Origin of the sequence: Enterococcus sp. 10F3_DIV0382, from assembly GCF_002140245.1 — a bacterium.
Taxonomy (GTDB): Bacteria; Bacillota; Bacilli; order Lactobacillales; family Enterococcaceae; genus Enterococcus_B; species Enterococcus_B lactis.
This window is the reverse complement of record NZ_NGMF01000001.1, coordinates 1,487,457-1,512,367: the sequence shown is the minus strand read 5'-3', so window position 1 is coordinate 1,512,367 and position 24,911 is coordinate 1,487,457. Positions and strand designations below refer to the sequence as shown.

The window sequence follows — 24,911 nt, the reverse complement described above, 5'->3', positions numbered from 1 at the left end:
TGATTTTTTATACTTCATTGAGGCTTTCTCTCTTTGTCTCAATCCATTTGATTTCCCCATGACATCTTCCACAACGATATTTGTGTACATCGATTCTTCTTTTGCGGCAGATCGTGGCAGAACAATCTTGGCATTGATAATATTCGATCTTTATCTGTTTCTTCGTCAAGGCTGGCGCATAGCGCAATCCTCCTGTTTTTTTCAAAAGATACTTGAAATCCATATCTTTATGACGATATCCTCTTCCAGTTAGATGCAGATGATAATGGCAAAGTTCATGTTTGATGATTCCTGCAATTGTTTCTTTGTCTGACTCTTCAAACAGCTTTACATTAAAATCTAAATGATGATCGTTTAAATGATAGCGCCCGCCAGTTGTACGCAAGCGTGGATTGAACATTGCTTGGTGCTTGAAAGGACGCTGGAAGCTTTTTAATGATATCTCTTCTACTAACTGCTGCAGTTCTTCTTGTGTCAATTTTTGTTACTCCTCATTGTTACTCTTCATAAGGGGAAAGCATCGTCAAACTGATTCTGCCTTTTTTCGTATCAACTTGCTCTATCCAAACCGTCACGATATCTCCGACTGACACGACGTCTGTTGGATGCTTGACAAATTTTTTGCTAAGTTTTGAGATATGGACAAGTCCGTCTTGTTTCACACCGATATCGACAAATGCGCCGAAGTCGATGACGTTACGGACCGTTCCAGTCAATTCCATACCTGGTTTCAAATCTTCCATACTCAACACATCTGTACGCAATAGGGGCGCTGGCATCTCATCACGCATATCTCGTCCAGGTTTTGTCAGCCCAGCTAAAATATCGGCTAACGTTTCTTCTCCGACTGATAAGCTTTCAGCCAGTTTCTCCGCGGATAACCGTGTCAATTTTTCTACTGCTTCTTCTGTCCCAAGCTCTTTTTCTGAAAGATGGACGGTCATTAATATGTCTTTCGCAATAGAATAACTTTCGGGATGGATACCGGTGTTGTCCAAAATGTTTTTCCCGCCAGGAACTCGCAAGAAGCCGATTGCTTGTTCATATGCTTTTGGTCCTAAACGTGGCACTTTTTTCAGCTGAGTTCGTGCAGTAAATTCTCCATTTTCTTCACGATAACTGACAATGTTTTGGGCAGTCGTTTTATTCAATCCTGATATATGCTGCAAGAGCTGTGGACTAGCCGTGTTCACATCCACGCCTACTTGGTTGACCGCTGTTTCCACGACAAAATCCAATTGTTCAGCCAAACGTTTTTGAGAAACATCATGTTGGTACTGTCCTACACCGACAGCTTTAGGATCGATCTTGACTAATTCAGCTAAAGGATCTTGCAGACGACGGGCAATAGAAACAGCACTTCTTTCTTCTACTTGTAGATGCGGGAATTCTTTTCGTGCAATTTCGCTAGCAGAGTAAACAGAAGCGCCAGCTTCATTGACAATGGCATAATAGGCTTTATGGTCGGCTGATTTCAATTGTTCAGCCACAAAAAGTTCTGATTCCCGACTGGCTGTTCCATTCCCGATAGCTACCATATCTACTTGATATTGATTGATCAATTGGATAAAAGCTGGACCAGCAGCTTCCCTTTTCGCTTGTGCTGCAGGTTTATGCGGATAAATGACTTCGATTGCCAAAACTTTTCCTGTCGCATCTACGACTGCTAGTTTACATCCAGTACGATAGGCCGGATCAAATCCCAGTACGACTTTACCTTTTAGCGGCGGTTGCAACAAAAGATTGCGAAGATTTTCTCCAAAAATAGCGATGGCTTGCTCATCCGCCTTTTCAGTCAATTCATTACGCAGTTCTCGCTCGATTGCCGGCTGTATAAAGCGTTTATAACTATCTTGATAGGCTTCTCTTACAAAGGAAGAAGAAGGTGAGGCAGGATTTTTCACTAATTGGCGATCCAAGTAAGCTAAAACTGCTGCTTCGTCTACTTGAAGGAATACTTTGAGAACCTCTTCTTTTTCTCCTCGATTAGTGGCCAATATCCGATGAGAAACCATTTTATGGACAGGTTCTGCAAAGTCATAATACATTTCATATACGCCTTTTTCATCTATTTTCTCATCCTTGACTTGGCTGACATACATGCCTTTGTTATACGTATAAGACCGAATCCAAGTCCGAAATTTTGCATTATCGCTGACTTGTTCAGCAATGATCTCATGCGCACCTTGCAACGCTTCTTCAGCAGAAGAGACTTCTTTTTCTTTATCGATATATTTTTCTGCTTCCGATTGCACCTCTCCATCTGTAAGCTGCATCAGCCACAGCGCGAGTGGCTCAAGTCCTTTTTCTTTAGCAATCGTTGCTTTTGTCCGTCGTTTCTGTTTGTATGGCCGATATAAATCTTCCACTTGTTGCATTTTTACGGATTGCGTGATTTCTGTTTCTAACTCAGGGGTCAGTTTCCCTTGTTCATCGATCAGCCGAATCACTTCGTTTTTTCGTTTTTCTAAGTTTTCAAGATATGCATACCGCTCTTCGATTTCACGAATCTGGACTTCATCAAGACTTCCCGTCATTTCTTTTCGATAACGCGCGATAAAAGGAACGGTGTTTCCTTCATTTAACAAATTAAGTACAGTCGTCAACTGCTTGGGACGATAGTCTGAAAGCTCTTTTTGTACAAGCTGAATGATTGTCTGGTTCAAATTTTCCGTCATTAAAATGCCTCTTTTCTGCTAAAAATTGCTTCTTTATTCTATCATACTTTTTATCATGGGTTAAACTGCTGAAAGAAACAATATTCTCTATACAAATAAAAAGAGCAGCAACAAAGTCGCAGCTCCTTCATTCTTTCCATTTGTCAGATTCCTTGCCAAGATCCTTCGTTGTTCTGATATTCAATGTCTTGAAGGATGCCTTCCTTGTCAAAAACAACCCCATGCAATGACCCTCCGAATACAGCCCCACCGTCCATTCCGATTTTATGATCCTGAATCCAGAGATCTGTTGTCTGCATATCTCCATGGAGCATTGGTGTAATCGTATGTCCAAATACAATTGTCTTACCTGTATTGTTTTTCCCTTCATGAAATGGTTCCCGTATCCAAATAAAATCGCTTGGACTTGTCTTACGCCAGTCTTTCTTTGTCAAATCCACTCCAGCATGGACAAACAGATAATTTTCCCATTCATAATACAAGGGGCGCTGGACTAAAAATTCAATCAGTTCTGGGTATCTCGATCGGATCATCATTGAGATTTCAGTCGGGGAGTATTCCTCCGACGCACCTGGGTGAAGTAGGCTTTCAAATGTTTCTTTTCCACCATTTCTGATATAAGGCGCATACCAGTCCTCCGGTGCTTGCAGAAATTGCAAAAAATATTCTTCGTGGTTGCCCCGGAGATAAATGGCTCCTGTTTCTTCGACTAATTGTTTTCCTAATAGAAAACATTCCTTTGTACGAGGTCCTCGATCATTGAGATCTCCTAATAAAACAAGCTGATGGATCGTCGGATCATAATAGTGAATAAGTTTTTCAAAAAGATCATATTTACCATGGACATCGCCAATAGCATAAATCAATGATTTCATGTGGATCACCATCCTCAACGATAGTATAGCGCATATTGGAAATGGTCGACAATCAAAACTATTGTTTTCTATTTATTTAAAGCTGCAAACCGCAGTTCTGCTTCTTCTGGAGAGATTCCATGGTCTTGAACATAGCGGTTGCGTGGATGTTTCGCACACTCTACGCTACATGCTCCTAAATGTTTTTCTTCATTTTCAATGGAAGCAAGAATCTGGCGATTGCACTCAGGATTGCTACAATTGATATATCGTTCACATGGTGTTCCGTCAAACCAGTCGCGACCGACGATTTGTTTATCTACTTGGTTGATATCGACAGCGATTCGTTCATCAAACACATACATCTTGCCGTCCCATAATTCTCCTTGGACTTCAGGATCCTTACCATAAGTAGCAATACCGCCATGCAGCTGTCCGACATCTTTGAATCCTTCACGGACAAGCCAACCAGAAAACTTCTCGCAACGAATACCACCAGTACAGTAGGTCACTACCCGTTTTTCCATAAATTCTTCTTTGTGCTCGCGAATCCAGTCTGGAAGCTCTCGAAAACTGCGTATATCTGGGCGTACGGCCCCTCGAAAATGCCCCAAGTCATATTCATAATCATTCCGTGCATCAATCACCACTGTCTGTTCGTCTAAAATAGCTTCTTTAAATTCTTGCGGTGAAAGATAAGCACCTGTCACTTGGTTTGGATCAATGTCCTCTTCTAGCTTTAAACTTACAAGCTCTGGACGGTATCTTACAAACATCTTCTTAAAGGCATGTCCTTCGCTTGGATCAATCTTGAACATCGTATCAGCAAATCGAGGATCAGCTTTCATTGCTTCCATATAGGCAGTCGTGTTTTCAACGGTTCCAGACACAGTACCATTTATTCCTTCTTCAGCTACTAGAATACGACCTTTAAGATCCAAAGATTTGCAAAAGGCTAAATGATTTTTGGCAAATTCCTCTGGTTCTTCTATTTTTGTATAATTGTAATAAAGCAGTACTTGATAATCCATGTATTTCTTCCTTCCTTCTTTTCGTTCCTAAACAGTATAAAGAAGGCGTTCGCATTTGACGATTTATTTGCTTGTGTATAATTACGCATGTGTTTTTTTGTTTACATAATATTATTATTTGAATTAAAAAAACTTCGCTTTCCTGTTTTGCACAGAAAAACAAAGTCTTTGTTTCTATTATTTACCTGTAACCGCAAAGTAATTGCCATCAGGATCAGCAAAGTTGAAGACATATTCTTCTCCAAGCTGTACCATATCACCTAATGTGACTGATTGCGTCTGCATTTTTTTATATAATCCAAAGATATCTTTGCTGTAAAACATCAAAGATGGGGCACTAGTAGCTGTACCAGGTGAATGGGACTCAACAAACGCTCGATCATATAACACGAATGAGGTTTGACTGTCCTCAATCCCTACTTCAATTACAAGCGTCCCATCCATTTCTTGACGATCTTTTTCCGCAAAGCCAATTGCTCTCCAAAACGCTGCATTTTTTTCTACATCGTCCACATACAGCATGATTTTTATTTCATTTGTAAACATCTGTTTCCTCCTAAACGATCTGTTCTAACATCCCCAACTTTGTCAGTTTACCATAGGAAAATGGGAAAATCTACGAAAGCTCTCAACAGATTCATCCTACTTAAATACGCTTCTCTTTAATAATAAATTAAGTTGGTTGTTTTTGTTATTCAGGCTTTCACTTTTCGGAATAAATATTTTGTACTTATATGGAATGAATAAAAAAACATACTAAGAGAGGAGAACCTCATTTATCAATGATGTTCCCCTCTAATCTTAGTATGTTTTTAACTATGCATTCACATCGATCACTTTTGAATCATCATTGATGACATCGCGATCTAAATCTTTGATGCGTGCACTTGTCACGATACCAGCTACCATGCTACCGCTGACGTTTACTGCTGTGCGTGCCATATCGATTAATGGTTCAACAGAGATAACTAACCCAACGATTGCTACTGGCAAGTTCATTGCCCCTAAAACGATCAGTGAAGCAAATGTTGCACCACCGCCGACTCCGGCTACACCAAAAGAGCTGATTGTTACAATCGCCACAAGCATCAAAATAAATTCCAAACTAAAGACATTCACTCCAGCCGCTGGTGCGACGATCGTTGCCAACATAGCTGGATAAACACCAGCACAGCCGTTTTGTCCAATAGATAAACCAAAACTTGCTGAGAAGTTAGCTGTTGCATCGTCTACTCCTAAAGCTTTTGTCTGAGTCTCGATGTTCAATGGCAAGGCTCCGGCACTTGAACGTGAAGTAAACGCAAAGCTCAATACTGGAAAAGCTTTTTTGAAATAGTTGATTGGATTGACTTTGGCACCAATCAAAATCAGTGAGTGGACAATTAAAACAGCCAGCAATGCTACGTAAGATGCAACGACAAATTTACCTAAATTGACGATAGCTGCAAAATCACTTGTTGCCAAAACGTTTGTCATCAAAGCAAATACCCCATATGGTGTCAAACGCAGAACAAGCGTTACGATCCGCATAATGATTTTATACAGACTGTCGACTAGATCTGAAAAGAATGCTGCTTCTTTTGGCGCTTTTCTTTTCACCCCTAGATAAGCGATACCGACAAAGGCTGCAAAAATAACGACTCCAATCGTACTAGTTGCACGGCTACCTGCTAAATCAGCAAATACGTTTTTAGGGATAAAGGATAAAATCTGCTGCGGAATCGATAAGTTTTCAACCGTTTCCTGACGTGTCGCCAATTCAGAGATCCGTGCTGTTTCTGCTGCTCCTTGTGTGAATTTAGCTCCTTGAAGACCGAACAGCATCGTTGAACCGATTCCGATCAATGCTGCAATAGCTGTTGTACCAAGTAAAGAAGTCAGTACAGTTGCACTGATTTTCCCCAGCTTTTCAGAAACTTTCATTTTTGTGAATGCACCAATGATCGAAATGAACACTAGAGGCATAACTAGCATTTGCAAGAATGATACATACCCTTGTCCTACGATCCCGATCCATTCCATTGATTGAGTAACGACTTTGTCTTCTACCCCAAAGATCAATTGAAGCAGACCGCCAAAGACGATACCAACTCCTAATGCTGTAAAGACGCGTGTTGAAAATTTTGTATGGCGCTTTTGCATACGATAGAACACATATAATAATGCCGCAAAAACTAGAACCACTAAAACTGTGATGAGTGTTGTCATTTTTCTCCTCCTCATATTATTAATGACAAGTCCATCGAAGGAAGTAAAGGTTCCCGAGAATGATTCTTCAACCATCCTCCTGAAAAATTTTTTTCAGTGACTTTTATATTTTAGACGATTTTTATCGAAATGACATTCTTTTTGCTTACAATTAGTAATAAAAAAACATGCCTGTGATAGATTAAAACTATCACAGGCATGTTTTTACTGTCTATTCTTGTTTTTCTGATTGAAAATTCAATTTTACCCCAGGCTGATCCAAGGCGATCTCTGTCACCTCATAAGACATCCGGCGTACGATATCGAATAAAGGTGCTACTAGTTCGTCCACTTCTTCTTGTGTGACATCATTTTGACCTTCAATTTTCCGATTGAGGATATGATTGATCTGACTCACACTTCCAGATAAAACATATGTATCAAACACTAAACGGAACTCTAAGCGTGCTCCTACGATGCTATGTTCTTTCGGATAGTTTTCGATCGTTTCTTTCAAAGGCGAGAAGCCCACTTTCAAATCTGTTTCTACTTCTTGGTTCGGTAATCTCATATCATAATGAAATGCTTCTACTACTTCTTTTTGTCTTCTGATTTCCATATAATTTTATCACTCCTTTATAAAAATTATAACATATCTCCTTTGTAAGGGGATACTATTTTTTTACGTTACTCTGCAAGGATAGGATTTCATTCAAATTTCCTACCACATAATCTGCAGGAATCTCTCCCAGAAAATGATCGATATCGTAAAGACAAGTAACGACTCCTGCGTTTTTCCCTGCTTCAATATCTAAACGGCGATCGCCGATCATCATCGTGTCTGTTCTTTCTAAATGAAAAGTCTCAATCAAATACTTTAAAGATGCTGGATCCGGTTTACGAGGAAAATCCTGATCAATCCCTACTACTTCCTCAATCAGATGGGCTAATTGATACTCTTTCAGCAGTTCCCATGTCGATTCTGTCAAACGGTGGGTCAAGATGAAGTGACGTCCTCCATTGATTTTTAGCCTTTCAAGTACTTGTTTCGTTTCTGGAAATGGACGGGAAGCTTCCTTGCTTTTTTTCTCATACCGATGAAACCATTCATTAAACTCATTGGCGTCCAAATTTGATTCATTGATCAAATAACTGGTGGAATATTTTTTCATTTTGAAGTAGATCTCTTTTTTGTCCATATTGATACCAAAATCTTTTAGAGCTTGCTGAGCACCATCTACCATTGCGGGATACGTATCAAACAATGTCCCATCAAAGTCCCATATATAATTTCTCACGTTTTTTGTTCCATTCCTTTGCTTCTTTTTTCTATCTTTCATTATAGATAAATACGTTGATTAAAGTATTGTTTTCTCTAGAATCGTCAAATCGTCTGTTAATGTATATTGGATTGGTTGTGCGTTCGGGATATCAATTGTATCCATTTGATCCTCAGGAACATTTTCTAAATATTTTGTCAGTGCTCGGATGCTATTCCCATGACCCACAACTAGTAAATCTTTCCGATCTTTCAGTTTTGGTGCTAGTTGATCTTGCCACAAAGGAATGATCCGATTCACTGTCATTTCTAGACTTTCTCCGTACGGAATCAAATGTGGATCCAAATGATCATATCTGCGGTCAAATCGGTTTTCTGCGGTTAGCGGCGGAACTTCTGTATATCCTCTGCGCCATTTCTTTACTTGATCTTTTCCGTATATTTCTTTCATCTGATCCTTGTTTTTACCAACAAGATCCCCATAGTGCCGTTCATTCAGACGCCATGTTTTTACTATAGGAAGCCACAACTGCCCCATTTCTTCTAGTGCGACTTGACCGGTAAGAATCGCGCGTTTTAAAACAGAGGTGTAAACCGCATCGAATTGAAGACCGGCTTCATACATTTTTTGACCGGCTACTGCTGCTTGTTCTTTTCCTTTTTCTGTTAAGGCGACATCTAGCCACCCTGTCCAGTAATTTTCAAAATTTGCTTCGCTTTCGCCATGACGCAATAATACTAATTTCATTTTTTTCTCCCTTAAACATTCGTTTCGAATTTTATGCCACATGTTTTGCATGTCACGCGTATTCGTCCTTTTCCTCTAGGCGCACGCTGCTTTTGATGACAATTCGGGCACTCAAAAAAAGTATAGCTTTTTCGTTCCGTTTTAGCTTGCTTTTTGTTTCTCATCTGATGATATTTTTCTTTGACTTTATCAAAATATTCCAAATAACGTTGATTTTCATTTAGTCTAGGATAGATTTTTTTTGATAGAAAACGAAATAGCATCCATCCGAAAAAGACGATGAACAACAATTGCCCGATTCTAAATGGCAACCACCGACTTAGTAAACTAAAAAAAAGTGCGATAATCAATAGAACCCGATTCAATTGATCAAATTTTGCATATCTTCCCTGCATAAGTTTTTGATAGTTCTGCTGAAACCGTATCAGTCTTTCTAACCATGTTTGCATCCTATTATCTCCTCCATCATCTATCATTCATTATGACAAAAAAAACAAAAAAGAAAAAGCCTTAATTGGCCTTTTCCATTGCGACTTGATGAAGGACATTCCGATTTCTGGTAAAGTCGATCACAATCACTTTCTTTTTATCTTCTCTGTTGACTACACGGAATGTGTCCGTCAATGGCAAAAACAGCTTCTTAGATGGTAGCTGTTGCATACGTATAAATCGATGGATCATCGTAATCAATTGAGGGAATTGAATGGACGTATGAAGCAGATTTGGATATTTTTTCAACAGTTGAGTCGTTTTGATCAAATTCCGTTTTTTACTGATTACTTTTAAAAAGCTTTTTAGAATCTTTTGCTGACGTCTAAAAATAGAAAAAGAATTTTCATCATCTATTTGATAACGCATTTGTTTCTGTAGTTCTGCTGCAGTCAAATGAATCTTCCCATCATTCGTATCGATCATCAAACCTTCTGGGAATAGCTCAACGACTGCTCGATCCCAAGATTCGAGAGAAAGCTCGATATAATCTTTTACCGGTAATTCCAATTCTGCCTCAAAAAAGTGCAAAACAGCCGATAGTCCTTCTGCTTGATAAATTTCTCCTAATGTTAGTCCCTCTAGATGGAACTCTGGTGAAAAATGCAGCAATGTTTTATTTTCCTGCAATTGAACATATAGAAATGTAGACCGCTCAATCAGAGTATCTTTTAAAACAACTAAAAAATTCATTTTTCTCCCCCTTTTTTCATCATTTTTAAAATAGCATATTTTGAAAAGAATGTCTGATGCTTAGAGAAGAATTTCATAAAAATTTACTATTTCATAAGTATTCACGAAAAAACCTAAACAAAAAAGCGGAAATAACGTTCATCCGCCTTCTTATTTAGGTATATTTTTTCTTCAAATGCTTGTCTATGATTCAGGACTTTCTCTATCGTTAGTTTCATCCAAAAGTTCCTGCATCCCGATAATTTCCCGATACTGATGAATCTTAGTGATACCAATTACTTTATCTACATCAATACTAAAACAAATCCCGTTACCTGGAACATCGATGTTGATGCCTTGACCAATCGCATCCATCACTTGATTCGTCAAACTATCTGGTACTAATGTCAAAACAACATCTTTTTCTGGCGAGATGTCCAAACCTAAAAATTTCCCTGAATCATGTACACCAGAACCACGACCATGCAAGATTGTACCGCCAGCTGCACCTGCTTCTTTTGAAAAGTCGATGACATCTTCACCTGTTCCTCCGTCCACGATCGTCACAATCATGTGAAGATTCAATGCTACAAGATCTTTCATTTGCTTCCCCCCAATTTTTGCAATCTTTCTTTTTCGATTCTGTCTTTTTCATCTTTTCGTTTATAAATATATCCTAGTACTAAAGTGGATAATATTGGTGTCAATGCAATCATTGCAACCACACCAAACCCATCAATGATCGGATCTCTTCCCTCAATTTGTGCAGCGATCGCCACGCTCATTGATAAAATAAATGTCGAACACATCGGACCCGTTGCTACTCCACCGTTGTCAAAAGCCATTGCTAAAAAGATCTTGTCCACTTTTCGTCCTAAAATAAATGCTAGCCCATATCCTGGAATCAAGAAATAATAAAGAGAGAATCCGACGAGCAAACGCCACATAGACAATCCTACTGCTGCGCCAATCCCAATCGAAATTACCATCAGCATGACTTTCGACCGGATCCTCCCTTCACTCAATTCTTCAACCTGTTTGACCATTACATGAATCGCCGGCTCAGCAAACCCTACTAGGAACCCCATCAAAAAGCCAAGTGGAACCAATATATAATTATAGGGCAATCCAGCGATCGTACTACCTAAATGCTGTCCTACCGGAACGTAAGCCATATTGACTCCGTGCAGGAAAAGGATCAACCCAATAGTCGTTATCAAGAAGCCTTTCATAATGTCAAAGAAACGCTTCTTGCGCATACGAAAACTAATGATATTCATCAAAACAAATAGAATCACGATAGGTGCCACTGCTAAAATAACTTCCATAGTAACGATCTCGATACCATCTATCACTTGCTGCCAGAAATTCATTGGAAGATCACCCCCAAAATCATTACGGCAAGAATTGGTCCTAATGAAGCAATACCAACCATCCCAAAGCTGTCATTTTCATTTTTCTTTTGTTTGATCATACTAGTCATCCCTCCGGCAAGGGCCAAGATAAATGGAACAGTTACTGGACCAGTAGTCACTCCCCCCGAATCAAAAGCAATCGGCATGAATTCGGAACTGGTGAAGAACGAGGCGATCAAAACGCCTATGTAGCCTATAGCCATCAATTGATAATAGGATAGCTTGAATACGACCCGAAGCAGCGCAAAGGCTAGAAATACTCCAGTGCCGACGCTGACGATCCCAATCAGCAACACTCTGCCAATCTCTCCGTCAGATATATCATATACTTGTTGTCCCAAAACTTGCACGGAAGGTTCGGCAATCGTGATCACGATCCCGATAGCAAACCCCAAACTGACCAAAACAGCCAAACTTTTCTTTTTGATCATATATTTCCCTACTAGATCTCCGACTTCCATCATGGAATAGTCTGCCCCAAACAAAAAGAGCGTCATTCCGATCATCATGATAGCCGCACCTACCAAGAATGAAGCGAGGTCTTCTCCTTCTAACGGCGCAAAAACAAACGTTAAAATGACAATCAGGACGGTCATCGGCAATATGGCAGCAATCACTTCTTTAAAATTTTTTAGCATGTATCCTCCTCCTTTACTCTTTAAGTTTACCTTAAAATGAAAGAGTTTTCGAGTATAAACTTAAAACGTTATCTTTTAATTTTTCTCAACATAAAATAACACACGTCCCAAAAGTATCTTTTTACTTGGAAAAGATGACTTTGTAGGGACGCACTTGCTGTTGTTTTTTATTTTACAGAGCCGATCATTCCTTGAACGAATTGCTTTTGCAAAACAAAAAATACGATGGCAGTTGGTAAAGTAGCAATGACTAATCCAGCCATGATCATTCCATAATCTGGCGTATAGGAAGCACCCATAGCAGATAAAACAAGCGGAACCGTCCGTTTATCAGGAGATTGCAAAGCCACTAAGGGCCATAAATAATTGTTCCAACTGCTCATGAATGTGATGATTGCTGCCGCTGCATAGGTATTTTTAGCCGTCGGCATATATACTCTAAAAAAAATACTTAGTTCTTTTAGACCGTCTAATCGAGCGGCTTCTACTAGATCTTTTGGAAAGGATTTAACATTTTGTCGGAAGAAGAAGATCAAAAAAGCAGTGCTGACAGATGGTAAGATTACAACTAAGAAACTATTGATTCCCAAAATCGTTCCGTTCAATTGTGAAAACATTCGATACAAAGGAATCATCAACGCCGCAAAAGGAACCATCATCGATAGCAGTAGAATATTGAAAATCAAGTCTTTTCGCTTGCTTTGATAAATCTCAAACCCATATCCTGCCATTGAGGAAATCAGCAATGCAAACACAGTGGTCACTAAAGCGATCATTGCTGAATTCCAAAGGGAACGAGTAAAATTCAGTTCATTGGAAAACAAATTTTGAAAATTGATGATCAAGTTACTGCCAATCTTTATTTTTCCCGATGTGATATCCACGGGTGTATTCGTCATTCCCAGAATCATCCAGACAAAAGGGAAAATGGAAATAAATGATAGGATGCTTAATGCTGTATACTTTAATGCTGACCCAATTGCCGAACGAAGTCCTAAGGCTTGTTTTTTGACGTTGGGATGTTCGATCGTTTCTTTTTCTACCATGCTTTTCATCGACTCTCTCCTCCTACTTTCGTTTGGATTATCGACAATATCACAATAAAGGCAACAATAACAAAGGAAACTGCTGCCGCATATCCAAAATTAGGCGTGAATTTATAACTCAAATTATAGATGTATTGAGACAAGGTGGTCGTTGCATTTGCTGGACCCCCGCCAGTAATATTTTGTACTTCATCAAAAAGCTGCAATGTCCCGATCGTCGAAGTAATGGAAGTAAACAAAATGATCGGTTTTAAATTCGGGATCGTCACTTTGATAAACTGCTGCCATTTAGAAGCACCATCAATAGATGCTGCTTCATAAATCTCCGAATCAATATTTTGCATGCCTGAAAGGAAAAAAATCATATTGTATCCAGTCCAACGCCAAGTGATCGAAAGAATGATCAGAACTTTCGCCCAAATTGGATGAGTCAGCCAGCCAATCGGTGTATCAATCATACCAATGCCCAACAACAAGTTGTTTACAAGGCCAGATTGAGAAAATAGACTTTTCATAATCAGAGAATAACTGACCATCGAAGTGATACACGGAAGAAAAATAGCTGTTCGAAACAACCCTTTATATTTCAGCTTTTTATCATTTAAAAGGTTGGAAATAAAAAGCGCTAGAAACAGCATGATTGGTACTTGAACTAGTAAATACAGGAACGTATTGAAAAAAGCTTTTTTAAAAGTAGCATCTGTCAGCATCCGCTGATAATTACCTAATCCGTTAAATGTCATATTGACAGGGGGACCACTTTGAAAAGACGTGATCAAAGCCAAAACCATCGGAATAAAAACCATGATCGATATCAAAATGACTGGCAAGATTAAAAAAGCATGCCCGTTTTTGAATAAATCTTTCTGCTTCATTCTTTTCCCTCCAATTCTATCATTGATTATCTACATGAAAAGACAAGAAAGACAACGTCTGTAAGGCAGCCGCCATCTTTTTTGTCTTTTCGGTTGTCTGATAAAAAAGCAAAGAAATTTGCTTTTTTATCACCAATCAATTAGCCAACTGTGCTTCTACTTGTTTTTGTGTATCTGCTAGTACCTTGTCTGTCTCTTCTCCATTGATGATTCGATGAAGAGCTTCGGCTACGACTGCTTCAATTGCATAGGTCTCATGTCCGTAATTCACTTCTGGAATTTCTGATGTCCATTTGGAAAAATCATCAAAGACCTTTTGGCCACTGTAAAATTCTGAAGCTTCTTGATAAGCTTCTTGTTCATTTGCACTAAGCATCGTAGACACCAGTCCGATTTCTTTCGCAAGAGTGCCCATCAGTTCTTCATTCGATGCAAACGTTGCTTCGAGGAAATCTTTCGCTGATTCTTCTCCAGCTACTCCTTTGAGCACATACCAACCAGCTCCGCCAAGGTTAGAAGCTTGCGCTTTTTGTAAATTTTCTGGCAGTGCAGGTATTGGCGCAATCTTCCATTTTCCAACTTGGTCTTCTGCTCCTTGGATCGTTGAAGAATACCAAGCGCCAGTTGGGCTAGAAGCTACTGCTCCTGATTGTATCGCAGTTACTCCAGCATTCCAGTCAGAAGTTTGTTCGACTAGATCTTCTTTCAAAAGAGTGGCAAATAATTCAAGACCATACTTTAAAGATGCATTGTCTTGGATCGTGACCGTCTCCCCATCTTTGGACGTATACCATTCTCCCGCCTGTTGCATCATCATTCTTACTCGACCAAGATCAGAAGGATTGACTTCAGCGATTTTCTTTCCTGTCTTTTCTTTGACATCTCGCGCCACTTGAATATACTCGTCCCACTTCAGATTCTCCATATCCTCTTCTGTATAGCCTGCTTCAGCCATCAGATCCGTACGATAGAAGTTTGCTGTTACGCCCGAATCGAAAGGAACACCGTATATTTTTTCTCCTACTTTGTTTACCGCAAATTTATACGGTGCAAAATGATCTTCCTTTACAATAGCAGACAAATCAGCGAATGCATCTGGATAAGAAGTCAAATAGCCTTGTATCCTATAATCTTCAATCAAGACGATATTGGGCAATCCTTCTGTATTCCCGCTTGCTAAAGCGGTGTTCAGTTTCTGAACGATATCATCCTGAGACATCGTAACAACTTCTATCTCTGTTTCTTCGTTCTCATAAATTTTTTTTGCTTCATTCACTGCTTTGATATTGAATGTCTCATCCCACGCCCAGACAGTGACTTTTTCTTCGTTGTCTGCTGTGCTACTAGCACTTCCGCATCCTGTTAAGAAACCTGATGCTGCCGCTAAACAAACGACTCCAGCAATTAACTTTCTGATGTTCATTTTTATCCGCTCCTTTTCCATCCATTAGTTGTTTATGTTTGCTACATTCATCATACCAAAATCTGAAAACGGTTTCTTTATTATCCAGATACTTCAAAAATTTCTCCTAAAATAATAAAAAAATACAAATCAACTATGACAAAAGGAATAATCTTAGCATCTAGACCAAAGATCGAATGGGTGGAGGTTTCTTTAAAATAAAAATATCCTTGCATTTTCTCCTAGAAATAAGTATTTTTAAATTACAAGACTATTCTTAAGGCGGGTAAAAAAATGCCAATACGCGTAATTCTTATCGATGATGAACAGACGATTTTAGATGGAATGAAACAGTTGATCAATTGGTCTGAGCACGGGTTTCAATTAATAGGAACTTTTTCCAGTCCATTGAAAGCGTTTGACTTTTCTTTGGCACATGCAATCGATATTGTGGTCACAGATGTAATGATGCCTGAACTAAATGGGATCGAATTATCGCGGCTATTAAAACGGCAACAACCTGAAACACAGATCCTTATCCTCTCTAGCTATGATGAATTTGATATGGTTAAAGATTCTTTTAAAGAAGGCGTCGCTGATTATCTTTTAAAACCTCGATTGAGTCCTGATTTTTTTCTAAATTCCTTAACTGCCGTTTCACAAAAAATCAAAAAAAAGCCCAACAAAAGCCCAATCACCGATCGTTATGAGCAGATCTGCGAGAATCTTTCACAGCAGATTGCTGGACAAACTCGTCCATTGCTTGACCCTCTTCTTTTTGAACACACCTTGTTTTTTCTGTTATATACCGAAAAACGGCCATTCAGTTCAAAACAAGGCTCTAAACAAAAACAGTCGATCATCCATTCGTTGATGGATAGCGACGATTCGTTTACTATTTATCCCTTTTCTACCTTTTCGGAAGAATCCGGCTATGTGATCAATACTGATTCCAAAGATACGCTTAGGAAGTTTGTTCAAAAGTTTCGTCAAGAAGTTTTTCCAGGTGATTTTTTTGTTGTTTCTGACTCTTTTCCAATCCAAGATATCAATGAAATATTCCAAGAAATCAGAAATTGCACCAAAGGACAACGTTTCTATCATAAGGGAAAGAACCTTGCTTATCAGCATGAACTTCTTCCGTTATCAACCAACCACGAGCAGCAAGCAAGTAGCTATTTAACAAAAATCGTTCATAAAGACTACGCTTTAGCTGTCAAAGAACTTGAGGGTTTCTTCACGACAATATTGGAACAGCCTATTGATCCAGCTTATTTGAAACATGAGGCAATCAATCGTTTCTATGCATTACTCAACGCTTTGGCTGACGAATATGTTGGGAATGAAGAACTTTCTTTGCTCAAGATCGCCCTTCCTTCTTTATTAGCCGATGCTGAGTACTTGGAAGATTTTTCTATTCTTGTCAAAGAAACACTTGAGAAACTCACCCACTTTTCTGCAAATGCAATAAAAGACAATTTCGATATCTTGACTTTGATCTACGAGTTCGTCCAGGAAAATTATGAGAAAGAAATCAATTTACAACTTCTATCCGAAAAATATCATTTTTCATATAGCTATCTCTCAGCTATCTTTACTGAAAAATTTGGTATCAACTTTTCAAAATATCTAAAAAAAGTCCGTATTAGTAAAGCCAAGCTCTTTTTAACGGAAACACGGCTTACTTTGACGGAAATCTGTGAGAAAGTCGGCTATACCGAACTGGGTTATTTCTCCAGAGTTTTTAAAGAAGAGACAGGAATGACACCTTCTCAATACCGTAAAGGAACTTTTGTAAAATGAGAAAAAAAATCAAAGAGCATGAACTCTTTACCAAACTTCTGTTCATTTTGTTCATCGGTCTTTTTCTGCAGGCCATCGTCATCTCTTTGTTTATTTATCATCGATCAAGGGATGCCTATATCCAGCTGTTCAATCAATCGAATGATGTGGTACTAAAAAAGATCCAAACTGAATTTGAAAGCTTGAATGATGCAATCGAGAATACATTAGCCGCTTTTGATTCCAACCCAGCTGTCGAAAGCTATTTTTCCAATGGTCCAGTCCAACATATGGAACAGCTTCAGCAGCTAAGAACGATCCAAAAAATGAATGACTCTCTTTCAAAAATCCATCCAATGATTGATTACGATGTGTTGATCTTTGGAGAAAATGGAAGAACTTTTGTCGGAAACGATATGCTCACTGCCGTATCTGCCGATTCTTTTTTTCAATCTGCGATTGCCCAGAGAGTGAATGAACGTGCTGCGGATACACAAATGCTTTTTGCACAATACGGATTGACTCTTCGCGATAAGAAAGCGCCCAGCGTCTTCTTTGTCAAAAAACTGAAAAACACATTGAATCACGTTTACGGATATGCTGTTTTATCGATCTCATCCCAGCAACTAGCGAATCTTTTTCAATCTGTAGTAAATCCTGAGATATCGAAGATCTCCTTCATGAACGAAGAACAGACGATCATCGCATCAAATGAAGAAAATACAATTGGAAGCCGATCAATGATTTTCAAAAAACTAACAGTAGGTGAAACAACGATTTCAAATGGACAGCAGTTGACCCGTCTTCCTCTGTACCGCCAGGATTGTACATTACTCAGTCAAGTCGATCTTCATTCTTTGTCTAACCAAATGGGCGTGATTTTCCCCATTATTTTGTATAATATCGTGACACTTGCTTTTGCTGGCTCATTGGTATTTATGTATTTGGATCGACACACAAAATCGATCTACCGCTTGATTGATTCGCTAAAATGGCTAGAGGAAGATGGCTTAAAAGCTACTGTTCCTGTGCAAGGAAGCCATGAAGTCCAATTGCTAGGGAATACGATCAATCAATTGCTAAGTAATGCGCAGCATCATTATGAACAGACGATCCAAGACGAAAAGAAGAAACGTTCGCTTGAAATCCAGACTATGCAAGCACAGATACAGCCCCATTTTATTTATAATACGCTGACTAGCTTGAAATTTTTGATTTGGCAGCAAAAAACAGATGAAGCAGTTCAAGGAATCGACAGTTTCATTACTTTACTAAGAAGTACGATTGGGAAAAAAGAAGAAGTGATTCCAGTCAAGGAAGAAATCAAAAGCGTACAAAGTTACATCGATCTTTTGAGTATGCGATATGGCGAAAGAATCTCGGCTAAAATAATGATTCCTGATGAACTGCAGACATTATCTATGCCGAATATGATCCTTCAACCAATTATCGAAAACGCCTATCTTCATGCTTTTCACAATAAAACGCAAGGATTCATCACGGTGTACGGCAAAACAAAAAATCAGCTTCTTTTATTCGAAGTGATTGATAACGGTGATGGCTTCGATACTGAAAATACCAAACAAAAAAATGATCATTTTTCAGGAATCGGCATCAGCCATGTAGATGAGCGGATACGCCTAATGTATGGAGATGCATATGGCTTAACGATCCAATCAGTGATTGGGACAGGAACGACTGTAACGATTTGTCTCCCACTTCTTCTTAAAAACCAATCAGAATATTAAAAATAAAGAATAGCCAAGCGCTGATTTTTTTATTTTTAAGTTAAATCAATCAATCAGTATTCTTGACTTTCATCTACGCGTCTATTCTACTGTCAATACTGGATAACAGCCTAATATTTGACTTTTTCCTCCGAGCATCTTGATTTCTTGGAGCGCATTCTCTACTAATGCCATTGGGCGATCCAATAACAAATCGATTACGAAAAAATATTCTCCCAAGCTAGTTTTCAATGGTCGGGATTCAATCTTACTTAAGTTGATCTCCCGCCAGCCAAAAGCTGCCAGCATTTTATGAAGCATCCCTGGCCGATTAGCAGGTAGGGTCAAGATGACACTCATTTTTACTGGAGCTGACTGTTGGCTGGTCAGCTTTCGGTCACCGACGATCCAAAAACGTGTCTGGTTCAACTCATTATCTTGGATATTCTCAGCTAAGATCTCCAATCCAACATGCTGTGCTGTTTCTAATGAAGCAATCGCTGCTGCGTCTTCTTTCGGATGTTCTGCTACATACATTGCTGCAGCAGTTGTTGATTCTGTTGCTACTAAAGGCACATTAGGATAATGCGTTTCTAAAAACTGTTGTGATTGTGCTAGTGCTTGGGGATGAGAAAGGATTTTTGTAATCTTTGTTGCTGCATTGCCTAAAAGCTGCTGCTTGATAGGAAGAACGATTTCACTTTTAACTTCGACTTCTGGATGTTTGGAAAGAAGATCGATTGTGTGATGAACAGATCCTTCCAATGAATTCTCTACAGGAACGACAGCCAGATCGACCTGTTTGCGAAACAACGCGCGCAAACAAGCAGGGATCGAAGCATACGCAGTCAATTGTTCTGTAGGAAATAGCTGGCAAGCCGCCTGATAAGTGAACGAACTTTCTGGCCCTAGATAGCTGACATTCATATGCTTTTGATCCTTTCTATAATGGTATCGATGATCTTTTCTGGTGTTTCATTGGTCGTGTTGATTCGATGTGTCGCGCTCTCTTCATACCAGGAAAGTCGTTGTGCCAATAAAGCTTTTATTTCTTCTCTTGTTTTTCCAAGAGCTAACGGCCGAATAGACGTTTTATCTTGTTGGATACGATCGATTAGACAATCTGCTTCTGCCTCTAAATAAAGAACAATTGGCTGCGTTTGTAAAAATTGCCGATTGGCAGCACATTGGACGATTCCTCCACCAGTCGCGATAATTTTATCTTCATTTGACAGCTTTCTTAAAACCTTTGACTCCACTTTTCGAAAGCTGTTTTCACCGTAATAGTGAAAATATTCGGCAATCGATAATTGGATATGTTCCTCAATCTTTGTATCTAAATCTACATACTCTTTTTGTAAACGTTGAGCTAACCCTTTACCGATCGTTGTTTTTCCAGCGCCCATGAAACCAATCAGCAAAATGCTAGCCATGAACTTCTCCTCCTGACACAAGTTCTGCTAAATCATCGAAAAATGCCGGATAAGAGATTGAAACGGCTTCGGCTCCTTCTAGTTCGCAAGGTCCATCAGCTATCAAAGCAGCTACTTGCAGCATCATCCCGATTCGATGATCGCCTCTGCTGGAAACTTTTGCGCCATGCAGAGGTGTTGGTCCATGGATGATCAAACCGTCTGCTGTTGCTTTTATCTTTGCCCCCATTTTTTGCAATTCTTCTGCCACCGCATCAATTCTGTTGGTTTCTTTTACTTTTAATTCTTCTGCGTCTTTGATGATCGTGATTCCTTCTGCTTGAGTAGCCACTAAAGCTAGAATGGGCAGTTCATCAATCAGACGCGGAATGATTTCTCCACCAATCATTGCTTTCTTCAAACGACTCGTCTTGACACTTAAATCAGCCGATTGGTTCTGTTCATTGTGATTCGTCTGGGTAATCGCTGCGCCCATCTCCTCCAACACATCTAAGATACCGGTTCTTGTTGGGTTGACCCCGACATTTTTTAACAACAGTTGGCTTTCCGGAACAAGAAGCCCTGCTGCTAGAAAGAATGCAGCTGATGAAATATCACCTGGAACAGTTATCTGCTGACCGGTTAATTTTTGCGGTCCTGTCACCATGATTGTTTTATCTTCCACTGTGATCCTTCCACCAAATTGACGAATCATTTCTTCCGTATGGTTACGGGAACGTTCTTTCTCAACGATTACGGATGTACCTTCTGCTTGTAGTGCCGCAAACAGCAAAGCAGATTTGACCTGTGCACTAGCTACAGGCATATTGTATCGGATAGGTGATAAAGAGCGGGCTCCTGTCACAGTGATTGGTAGATACTGATCATTTTCATTTCCTTGCAAGTCAGCACCCATCTCGCGTAAAGGCTCCATCACTCGCCCCATTGGACGTTTAGACAACGAAGCATCACCGAACAGAGTCGTTGTAAAAGGCTGTCCAGCCAAAATACCCATCAATAAACGACTCGTCGTACCGGAGTTTCCCATGTCGATGGGTTCAGTTGGTGGGACAAAGGAGTGGCTACCGCGACCATGAATCTTGATCACCTCTTCCTCTTCTTCGATTTCGACGCCTAATTGTTGGAAGGCATGTAAAGTACTCAGACAATCTTCTGCGCGCAAAAAATTTTGTATAGTCGTCGTTCCCTCAGCAATTGCTCCAAACATGATGCTGCGATGAGAAATCGATTTATCTGCTGGTATCCTAACAGTCCCTCTTAATCCATGTATTTGTTGTAATAATCGCATTTATCCAGCCTCCTATTTGATCCAGCAATGATAACTGGTATTAGACAAAATGGTTCTTTTTGCTTGTAACAAATCCTGTTGATTTTTGAAACTGATTTGCAGTATCCCTAAAATATCTTCTCGCGTCTCTTGGATCTTCAAATTAATCAAAGAAACTCCCGCTTTTCCGATCAGTCCAGTTACTTCTGCAATAACGCCAGGCTCATCTGGCACATCGATAAATAAATCAAAAAAGGCAGGGATCGCGCCTTGCTTATGGATAGGCAACTGGTCTCGACTTTCTTTTGCCCGATTGAAAAAAGAAAAGATTTCCGATTGGTTCTCAGTCATGATCCATTCTGCTATTTGTGTCATTTCTTGCTGCCAATCTGCCAATCGTTCCAATAATATCTGCTTATTGCTCAACAAAATATCTGTCCACATGACAGGATCCGAGGAAGCGATCCTAGTGATATCTCGAAAGCCTCCTGCTGCTAGTTGTTTGGCTCGCGGATATTCTTGATTGAATTGTTCTGCCTGATTGACTAAACCAGCTGCCAGAATATGTGGAAAATGACTTAGCATTCCTGTTATACGGTCATGTTCTCCTGCTGTAAGAGTCACATATTTTGCTTTGGTTCCGCAAAATAGTTCTTGCAGTTTTTCAACATCTTTTTTCGTCTTTTCCAAAGGTGTAAAGATGTAATAGGCATTTTCAAATAGTTTAGCATCTGCTGCCTGTATACCTGATTTGTGAGAACCAGCCATTGGATGTCCACCGACAAACCGAAGATTTTTCTGCTCAGCGGATGTCACGACTTGCTGCTTCGTACTGCTGACATCCGTAATGATGACGTGATCAGACAAGTTGATTCTTTCAAGGACATCAAGATAAGCTAAGGTTGTACGGACGGGAACGGCTAATAAGATAACGTCTGCTTTTTCTGCACCTGTTTCAAAATCATTTGCAACGTAATCAACGATCTGCTGTTCTACTGCTTGCTCACGGGTTTTTGACTGACTATCCCAACCAACTACTATCAGTTCTGGATTGGTCTGACGAATACAAAGTGCCATAGAAGCACCAATCAGTCCAAGCCCCACGATAAAAACATGTTGTGCCATCTTATTTGCCCCCTTTTTAGTAATGTTTCAAGTAGTCACGGTACTCCTTCACTGCAGCTTTCAACTCAACAAGCGAATCACTTGGGAATTTTGACAATAGCTCTGTCGCTACCACAGTGGCTACAACATTTTCCGCAACGACACTAGCTGCAGGAACTGCTGTACTATCCGAACGTTCTACACTTGCTTTGTAAGGTTCTTTTGTATCGATATCAACACTTTGAAGCGGCTTGTACAATGTAGGGATGGGTTTCATGACCCCGCGGATAATAAGTGGTTCGCCATTGGTCATTCCGCCTTCGAAGCCGCCTAGATTATTGCTACGTCGGAAGTAGCCTCGTTCTTCTTCCCATAAGATCTCATCCATCACTTCTGATCCTGGTAATGATCCAGCAGTGAACCCGACCCCAAATTCTACTCCTTTAAAGGCATTGATACTAACCACAGATTGCGCGATTTTGGCATCTAGCTTCGTGTCCCATTGTACATAGCTTCCTAATCCAGCTGGAACGCCTCCAACGAGCACTTCTACAATTCCTCCGATCGTGTCTCCATTTTTCTTTGTCTGATCGATCAGTTCTTTTATTCTTTGCTCGACTGCTGAATCAACAACCCGTACTTCAGATGCTTCAGAAATTTCTTTGATTTCTTGAATGGAGATATTTCCAGGTATTTCTGCTTGGATTCCACCAAGACAAATCACGTGTCCGGCTACGATGATGTCAAGTTCTTCCAGAATTTTCTTGGCAATTGCGCCGATTGCTACACGCATGGTCGTCTCTCTTGCAGAGGACCGTTCAAGCACATTCCGAAGATCTCGATGATGGTATTTCATACCGCCTACCAAATCCGCGTGTCCTGGACGCGGACGTGCAACTCGCCGCAGTGATCGGTCTTTTTCAGGTACTTCTGCTACAGACATGACAGTTGTCCAATTTTTCCAATCTTTATTTTCTACCACTAAAGTGACAGGTGAACCAATTGTTTTGCCGTGACGGATGCCAGACGTGATCCGAACACGGTCTTTTTCGATCTTCATCCTTCCTCCTCTGCCGTAACCAGTTTGTCTGCGAGCGAGTTCGTAATTGATTTCTTCTTCTGATAGAGGTAACCCTGCTGGTAGTCCTTCAATAATCGCTGTTAATTCTGGTCCATGGGATTCTCCCGCAGTCATATAACGCATCTTACAGTCCTCCTAAGTAATCTTTGAATGTCTCTGTAGGAACAGGTACGATTTTTGCTTGCCCAATCTTTTCTAGCAAGATGATATTCAATTGGCTTCCTCTTGCTTTCTTATCATGGGTTATCGCGTGGAATAATTCCTCTGAATGACTTAGATCGTAAGTAATCGGCAGGTGGAATTTTTGGAGTATCCTTTCTAATGCAGCTGTCGATCCAGTTGGAGACAAGCCGATTTTTTCTGCATGAGAAGTGATGGCTACCATTCCAATAGCTACTCCTTCTCCATGACTGACTACCCCATATCCTGCTGTATTTTCAATTGCATGGCCAATTGTGTGACCAAAATTTAAAATAAGTCGATTTCCTTGGTCAAAGACATCTTCTTCCACTACTTTTCGCTTGATTTTCAACGTAGCAGTAATGATTGGAACAGCATGCTCTAAAAGATCTTTTTCGTCTTTCAGCTCATTCAGCTGTTGCCAAAGCATTGCATCTGCTATAGCTGCTGATTTGATGATTTCAGCGATCCCTTCTCGTAAACGACGTACCGGCAAAGTCTTTAGAACCTCAGGATCAATCAATACGCCAGCTGGCTGGCTAAATGTTCCGACAAGGTTCTTCGCTTTGTTTGTATTGACTGCTGTCTTCCCACCGATACTAGAATCTACTTGTGCAAGTAGCGTAGTCGGAAGTTGAACGAAATGGATCCCACGCATGAACGTTGAGGCCACGAATGCGGCTAGATCACCCACCATTCCTCCACCAAGTGCAAGTATTCCATCGCTGCGGGTAAAATCATTATCTGCCAAAAAATCGTATAACTCAGCTGCTTGTTCCAAAGATTTACTGGTCTCACCCGCCGGTACGATTGAAAGGACTGGTTCAAAATCAGCTTGTCTCAATTGGAACATGATTTTTTCCGCATACAGTGGAGCAACGTTGGTATCAGTGATTACAGCTACTTTTTGAGGCTTCCAAATCGTTTGAAGCCATGATCCAGCCTGTTCTAGTGCACCTTCTTCAATATGAATATCGTATTTCTGGTTATCAACATGTACAGTAAGCATTCGTTTCACTTCTT

At 39.9% G+C, this 24,911-nt stretch carries 25 protein-coding genes and 1 pseudogene; 3 read left to right on the top strand and 23 right to left on the bottom strand.

Going from position 1 to position 24,911, the window contains the following annotated elements:
* Window positions 1-7: 7 nt before the first annotated feature.
* The 17 genes from A5849_RS07635 to A5849_RS07555 form a co-directional block, all read right to left on the bottom strand.
* On the bottom strand, window positions 8-478 hold the full coding sequence (locus A5849_RS07635; RefSeq protein WP_002306555.1) for a SprT family protein: 471 nt from the start codon (window positions 476-478) through the stop codon (window positions 8-10).
* Window positions 479-497: 19 nt separating this feature from the next.
* A complete protein-coding gene (locus tag A5849_RS07630) occupies window positions 498-2,678 on the bottom strand; it encodes a Tex family protein (RefSeq protein WP_002313701.1) in 2,181 nt (726 codons plus the stop codon).
* Between the two features lie 143 nt (window positions 2,679-2,821).
* A complete protein-coding gene (locus tag A5849_RS07625; protein WP_002291986.1) occupies window positions 2,822-3,553 on the bottom strand; it encodes a metallophosphoesterase family protein in 732 nt (243 codons plus the stop codon).
* A gap of 68 nt (window positions 3,554-3,621) precedes the next feature.
* Complete coding sequence (locus A5849_RS07620; protein WP_002291988.1) at window positions 3,622-4,563, bottom strand: rhodanese-related sulfurtransferase; 942 nt, start codon at window positions 4,561-4,563, stop codon at window positions 3,622-3,624.
* Window positions 4,564-4,740: 177 nt separating this feature from the next.
* Window positions 4,741-5,109 (bottom strand): VOC family protein, encoded by a 369-nt coding sequence (locus A5849_RS07615; RefSeq protein ID WP_002291991.1) that lies wholly within the window; start codon window positions 5,107-5,109, stop codon window positions 4,741-4,743.
* Between the two features lie 270 nt (window positions 5,110-5,379).
* Window positions 5,380-6,771 carry an L-cystine transporter gene (locus A5849_RS07610; protein WP_002306552.1) on the bottom strand — a complete coding sequence of 464 codons (1,392 nt, stop codon included), beginning with the start codon at window positions 6,769-6,771 and terminating at the stop codon, window positions 5,380-5,382.
* Between the two features lie 211 nt (window positions 6,772-6,982).
* Window positions 6,983-7,369 carry a DUF1149 family protein gene (locus A5849_RS07605; protein ID WP_002291995.1) on the bottom strand — a complete coding sequence of 129 codons (387 nt, stop codon included), beginning with the start codon at window positions 7,367-7,369 and terminating at the stop codon, window positions 6,983-6,985.
* A gap of 55 nt (window positions 7,370-7,424) precedes the next feature.
* Window positions 7,425-8,048, bottom strand: coding sequence for an HAD-IA family hydrolase (locus tag A5849_RS07600; RefSeq protein WP_002306550.1), 624 nt, complete (start codon window positions 8,046-8,048; stop codon window positions 7,425-7,427).
* A 60-nt stretch (window positions 8,049-8,108) separates the two neighbouring features.
* The gene (locus A5849_RS07595; protein ID WP_002309053.1) at window positions 8,109-8,777 is read right to left on the bottom strand and encodes a 2,3-diphosphoglycerate-dependent phosphoglycerate mutase; all 669 of its coding nucleotides are present in this window, start codon (window positions 8,775-8,777) and stop codon (window positions 8,109-8,111) included.
* 11 nt (window positions 8,778-8,788) lie between these two features.
* On the bottom strand, window positions 8,789-9,226 hold the full coding sequence (locus A5849_RS07590) for a hypothetical protein (RefSeq protein ID WP_002292001.1): 438 nt from the start codon (window positions 9,224-9,226) through the stop codon (window positions 8,789-8,791).
* 61 nt (window positions 9,227-9,287) lie between these two features.
* Complete coding sequence (locus A5849_RS07585) at window positions 9,288-9,959, bottom strand: hypothetical protein (protein WP_002292003.1); 672 nt, start codon at window positions 9,957-9,959, stop codon at window positions 9,288-9,290.
* A gap of 183 nt (window positions 9,960-10,142) precedes the next feature.
* A complete protein-coding gene (locus A5849_RS07580; RefSeq protein ID WP_002313700.1) occupies window positions 10,143-10,541 on the bottom strand; it encodes a P-II family nitrogen regulator in 399 nt (132 codons plus the stop codon).
* Window positions 10,538-11,311: a DUF1538 domain-containing protein gene (locus tag A5849_RS07575; RefSeq protein WP_002306549.1), complete on the bottom strand. Its 774-nt coding sequence runs from the start codon at window positions 11,309-11,311 to the stop codon at window positions 10,538-10,540. The genes A5849_RS07580 and A5849_RS07575 overlap by 4 nt, the downstream gene beginning before the upstream one ends.
* Entirely contained in the window at window positions 11,308-11,991 is a 684-nt protein-coding gene (locus A5849_RS07570; RefSeq protein WP_002292009.1) for a DUF1538 domain-containing protein, read from the bottom strand. Before A5849_RS07570 ends, A5849_RS07575 begins: the two co-directional genes overlap by 4 nt.
* Before the next feature lie 167 nt (window positions 11,992-12,158).
* A complete protein-coding gene (locus A5849_RS07565; protein ID WP_002334734.1) occupies window positions 12,159-13,046 on the bottom strand; it encodes a carbohydrate ABC transporter permease in 888 nt (295 codons plus the stop codon).
* On the bottom strand, window positions 13,043-13,912 hold the full coding sequence (locus A5849_RS07560; protein WP_002329276.1) for a carbohydrate ABC transporter permease: 870 nt from the start codon (window positions 13,910-13,912) through the stop codon (window positions 13,043-13,045). Before A5849_RS07560 ends, A5849_RS07565 begins: the two co-directional genes overlap by 4 nt.
* Window positions 13,913-14,048: 136 nt before the next feature.
* On the bottom strand, window positions 14,049-15,335 hold the full coding sequence (locus tag A5849_RS07555) for an ABC transporter substrate-binding protein (protein ID WP_025478111.1): 1,287 nt from the start codon (window positions 15,333-15,335) through the stop codon (window positions 14,049-14,051).
* Window positions 15,336-15,608: 273 nt separating this feature from the next.
* Between A5849_RS07555 and A5849_RS15200 the strand changes: the two are divergent.
* From A5849_RS15200 to A5849_RS07545, 3 genes and pseudogenes are all read left to right on the top strand, one after another.
* Window positions 15,609-15,869: pseudogene (locus A5849_RS15200) on the top strand (response regulator); the annotation flags it as partial.
* A gap of 318 nt (window positions 15,870-16,187) precedes the next feature.
* Window positions 16,188-17,117 (top strand): AraC family transcriptional regulator, encoded by a 930-nt coding sequence (locus A5849_RS15195; RefSeq protein WP_025478110.1) that lies wholly within the window; start codon window positions 16,188-16,190, stop codon window positions 17,115-17,117.
* Entirely contained in the window at window positions 17,114-18,844 is a 1,731-nt protein-coding gene (locus A5849_RS07545; protein ID WP_002348380.1) for a sensor histidine kinase, read from the top strand. Before A5849_RS15195 ends, A5849_RS07545 begins: the two co-directional genes overlap by 4 nt.
* A gap of 81 nt (window positions 18,845-18,925) precedes the next feature.
* Here the strand turns inward: A5849_RS07545 and pheA are convergent, their stop codons facing one another.
* Genes pheA through aroB form a run of 6 tightly spaced genes read right to left on the bottom strand, consistent with a single transcriptional unit; the run spans window position 18,926 to window position 24,897 of the window.
* Window positions 18,926-19,750, bottom strand: coding sequence for a prephenate dehydratase (gene pheA / locus A5849_RS07540; protein WP_002348379.1), 825 nt, complete (start codon window positions 19,748-19,750; stop codon window positions 18,926-18,928).
* Entirely contained in the window at window positions 19,747-20,256 is a 510-nt protein-coding gene (locus A5849_RS07535) for a shikimate kinase (protein ID WP_002348378.1), read from the bottom strand. The genes pheA and A5849_RS07535 overlap by 4 nt, the downstream gene beginning before the upstream one ends.
* Window positions 20,249-21,544, bottom strand: coding sequence for a 3-phosphoshikimate 1-carboxyvinyltransferase (gene aroA, locus A5849_RS07530; RefSeq protein WP_002348377.1), 1,296 nt, complete (start codon window positions 21,542-21,544; stop codon window positions 20,249-20,251). The genes A5849_RS07535 and aroA overlap by 8 nt, the downstream gene beginning before the upstream one ends.
* Before the next feature lie 12 nt (window positions 21,545-21,556).
* Entirely contained in the window at window positions 21,557-22,648 is a 1,092-nt protein-coding gene (locus A5849_RS07525; protein ID WP_002309040.1) for a prephenate dehydrogenase, read from the bottom strand.
* A 16-nt stretch (window positions 22,649-22,664) separates the two neighbouring features.
* The gene (aroC, locus tag A5849_RS07520; RefSeq protein ID WP_002313695.1) at window positions 22,665-23,831 is read right to left on the bottom strand and encodes a chorismate synthase; all 1,167 of its coding nucleotides are present in this window, start codon (window positions 23,829-23,831) and stop codon (window positions 22,665-22,667) included.
* A gap of 1 nt (window position 23,832) precedes the next feature.
* Entirely contained in the window at window positions 23,833-24,897 is a 1,065-nt protein-coding gene (gene aroB / locus A5849_RS07515; RefSeq protein ID WP_002316320.1) for a 3-dehydroquinate synthase, read from the bottom strand.
* Window positions 24,898-24,911: the final 14 nt, after the last annotated feature.

Bases quoted from the DNA above. Each gene is read 5' to 3' on its own strand.
- A5849_RS07630 (WP_002313701.1), bottom strand. From the start codon at position 2,678: ATGACGGAAAATTTGAACCAGACAATCATTCAGCTTGTACAAAAAGAG.
- A5849_RS07625 (WP_002291986.1), bottom strand. From the start codon at position 3,553: ATGAAATCATTGATTTATGCTATTGGCGATGTCCATGGTAAATATGAT.
- A5849_RS07620 (WP_002291988.1), bottom strand. From the start codon at position 4,563: ATGGATTATCAAGTACTGCTTTATTACAATTATACAAAAATAGAAGAA.
- A5849_RS07615 (WP_002291991.1), bottom strand. From the start codon at position 5,109: ATGTTTACAAATGAAATAAAAATCATGCTGTATGTGGACGATGTAGAA.
- A5849_RS07610 (WP_002306552.1), bottom strand. From the start codon at position 6,771: ATGACAACACTCATCACAGTTTTAGTGGTTCTAGTTTTTGCGGCATTA.
- A5849_RS07605 (WP_002291995.1), bottom strand. From the start codon at position 7,369: ATGGAAATCAGAAGACAAAAAGAAGTAGTAGAAGCATTTCATTATGAT.
- A5849_RS07595 (WP_002309053.1), bottom strand. From the start codon at position 8,777: ATGAAATTAGTATTATTGCGTCATGGCGAAAGCGAAGCAAATTTTGAA.
- A5849_RS07590 (WP_002292001.1), bottom strand. From the start codon at position 9,226: ATGCAAACATGGTTAGAAAGACTGATACGGTTTCAGCAGAACTATCAA.
- A5849_RS07585 (WP_002292003.1), bottom strand. From the start codon at position 9,959: ATGAATTTTTTAGTTGTTTTAAAAGATACTCTGATTGAGCGGTCTACA.
- A5849_RS07580 (WP_002313700.1), bottom strand. From the start codon at position 10,541: ATGAAAGATCTTGTAGCATTGAATCTTCACATGATTGTGACGATCGTG.
- A5849_RS07575 (WP_002306549.1), bottom strand. From the start codon at position 11,311: ATGAATTTCTGGCAGCAAGTGATAGATGGTATCGAGATCGTTACTATG.
- A5849_RS07570 (WP_002292009.1), bottom strand. From the start codon at position 11,991: ATGCTAAAAAATTTTAAAGAAGTGATTGCTGCCATATTGCCGATGACC.
- A5849_RS07565 (WP_002334734.1), bottom strand. From the start codon at position 13,046: ATGAAAAGCATGGTAGAAAAAGAAACGATCGAACATCCCAACGTCAAA.
- A5849_RS07560 (WP_002329276.1), bottom strand. From the start codon at position 13,912: ATGAAGCAGAAAGATTTATTCAAAAACGGGCATGCTTTTTTAATCTTG.
- A5849_RS07555 (WP_025478111.1), bottom strand. From the start codon at position 15,335: ATGAACATCAGAAAGTTAATTGCTGGAGTCGTTTGTTTAGCGGCAGCA.
- A5849_RS15195 (WP_025478110.1), top strand. From the start codon at position 16,188: ATGGATAGCGACGATTCGTTTACTATTTATCCCTTTTCTACCTTTTCG.
- A5849_RS07545 (WP_002348380.1), top strand. From the start codon at position 17,114: ATGAGAAAAAAAATCAAAGAGCATGAACTCTTTACCAAACTTCTGTTC.
- pheA (WP_002348379.1), bottom strand. From the start codon at position 19,750: ATGAATGTCAGCTATCTAGGGCCAGAAAGTTCGTTCACTTATCAGGCG.
- A5849_RS07535 (WP_002348378.1), bottom strand. From the start codon at position 20,256: ATGGCTAGCATTTTGCTGATTGGTTTCATGGGCGCTGGAAAAACAACG.
- aroA (WP_002348377.1), bottom strand. From the start codon at position 21,544: ATGCGATTATTACAACAAATACATGGATTAAGAGGGACTGTTAGGATA.
- A5849_RS07525 (WP_002309040.1), bottom strand. From the start codon at position 22,648: ATGGCACAACATGTTTTTATCGTGGGGCTTGGACTGATTGGTGCTTCT.
- aroC (WP_002313695.1), bottom strand. From the start codon at position 23,831: ATGCGTTATATGACTGCGGGAGAATCCCATGGACCAGAATTAACAGCG.
- aroB (WP_002316320.1), bottom strand. From the start codon at position 24,897: ATGCTTACTGTACATGTTGATAACCAGAAATACGATATTCATATTGAA.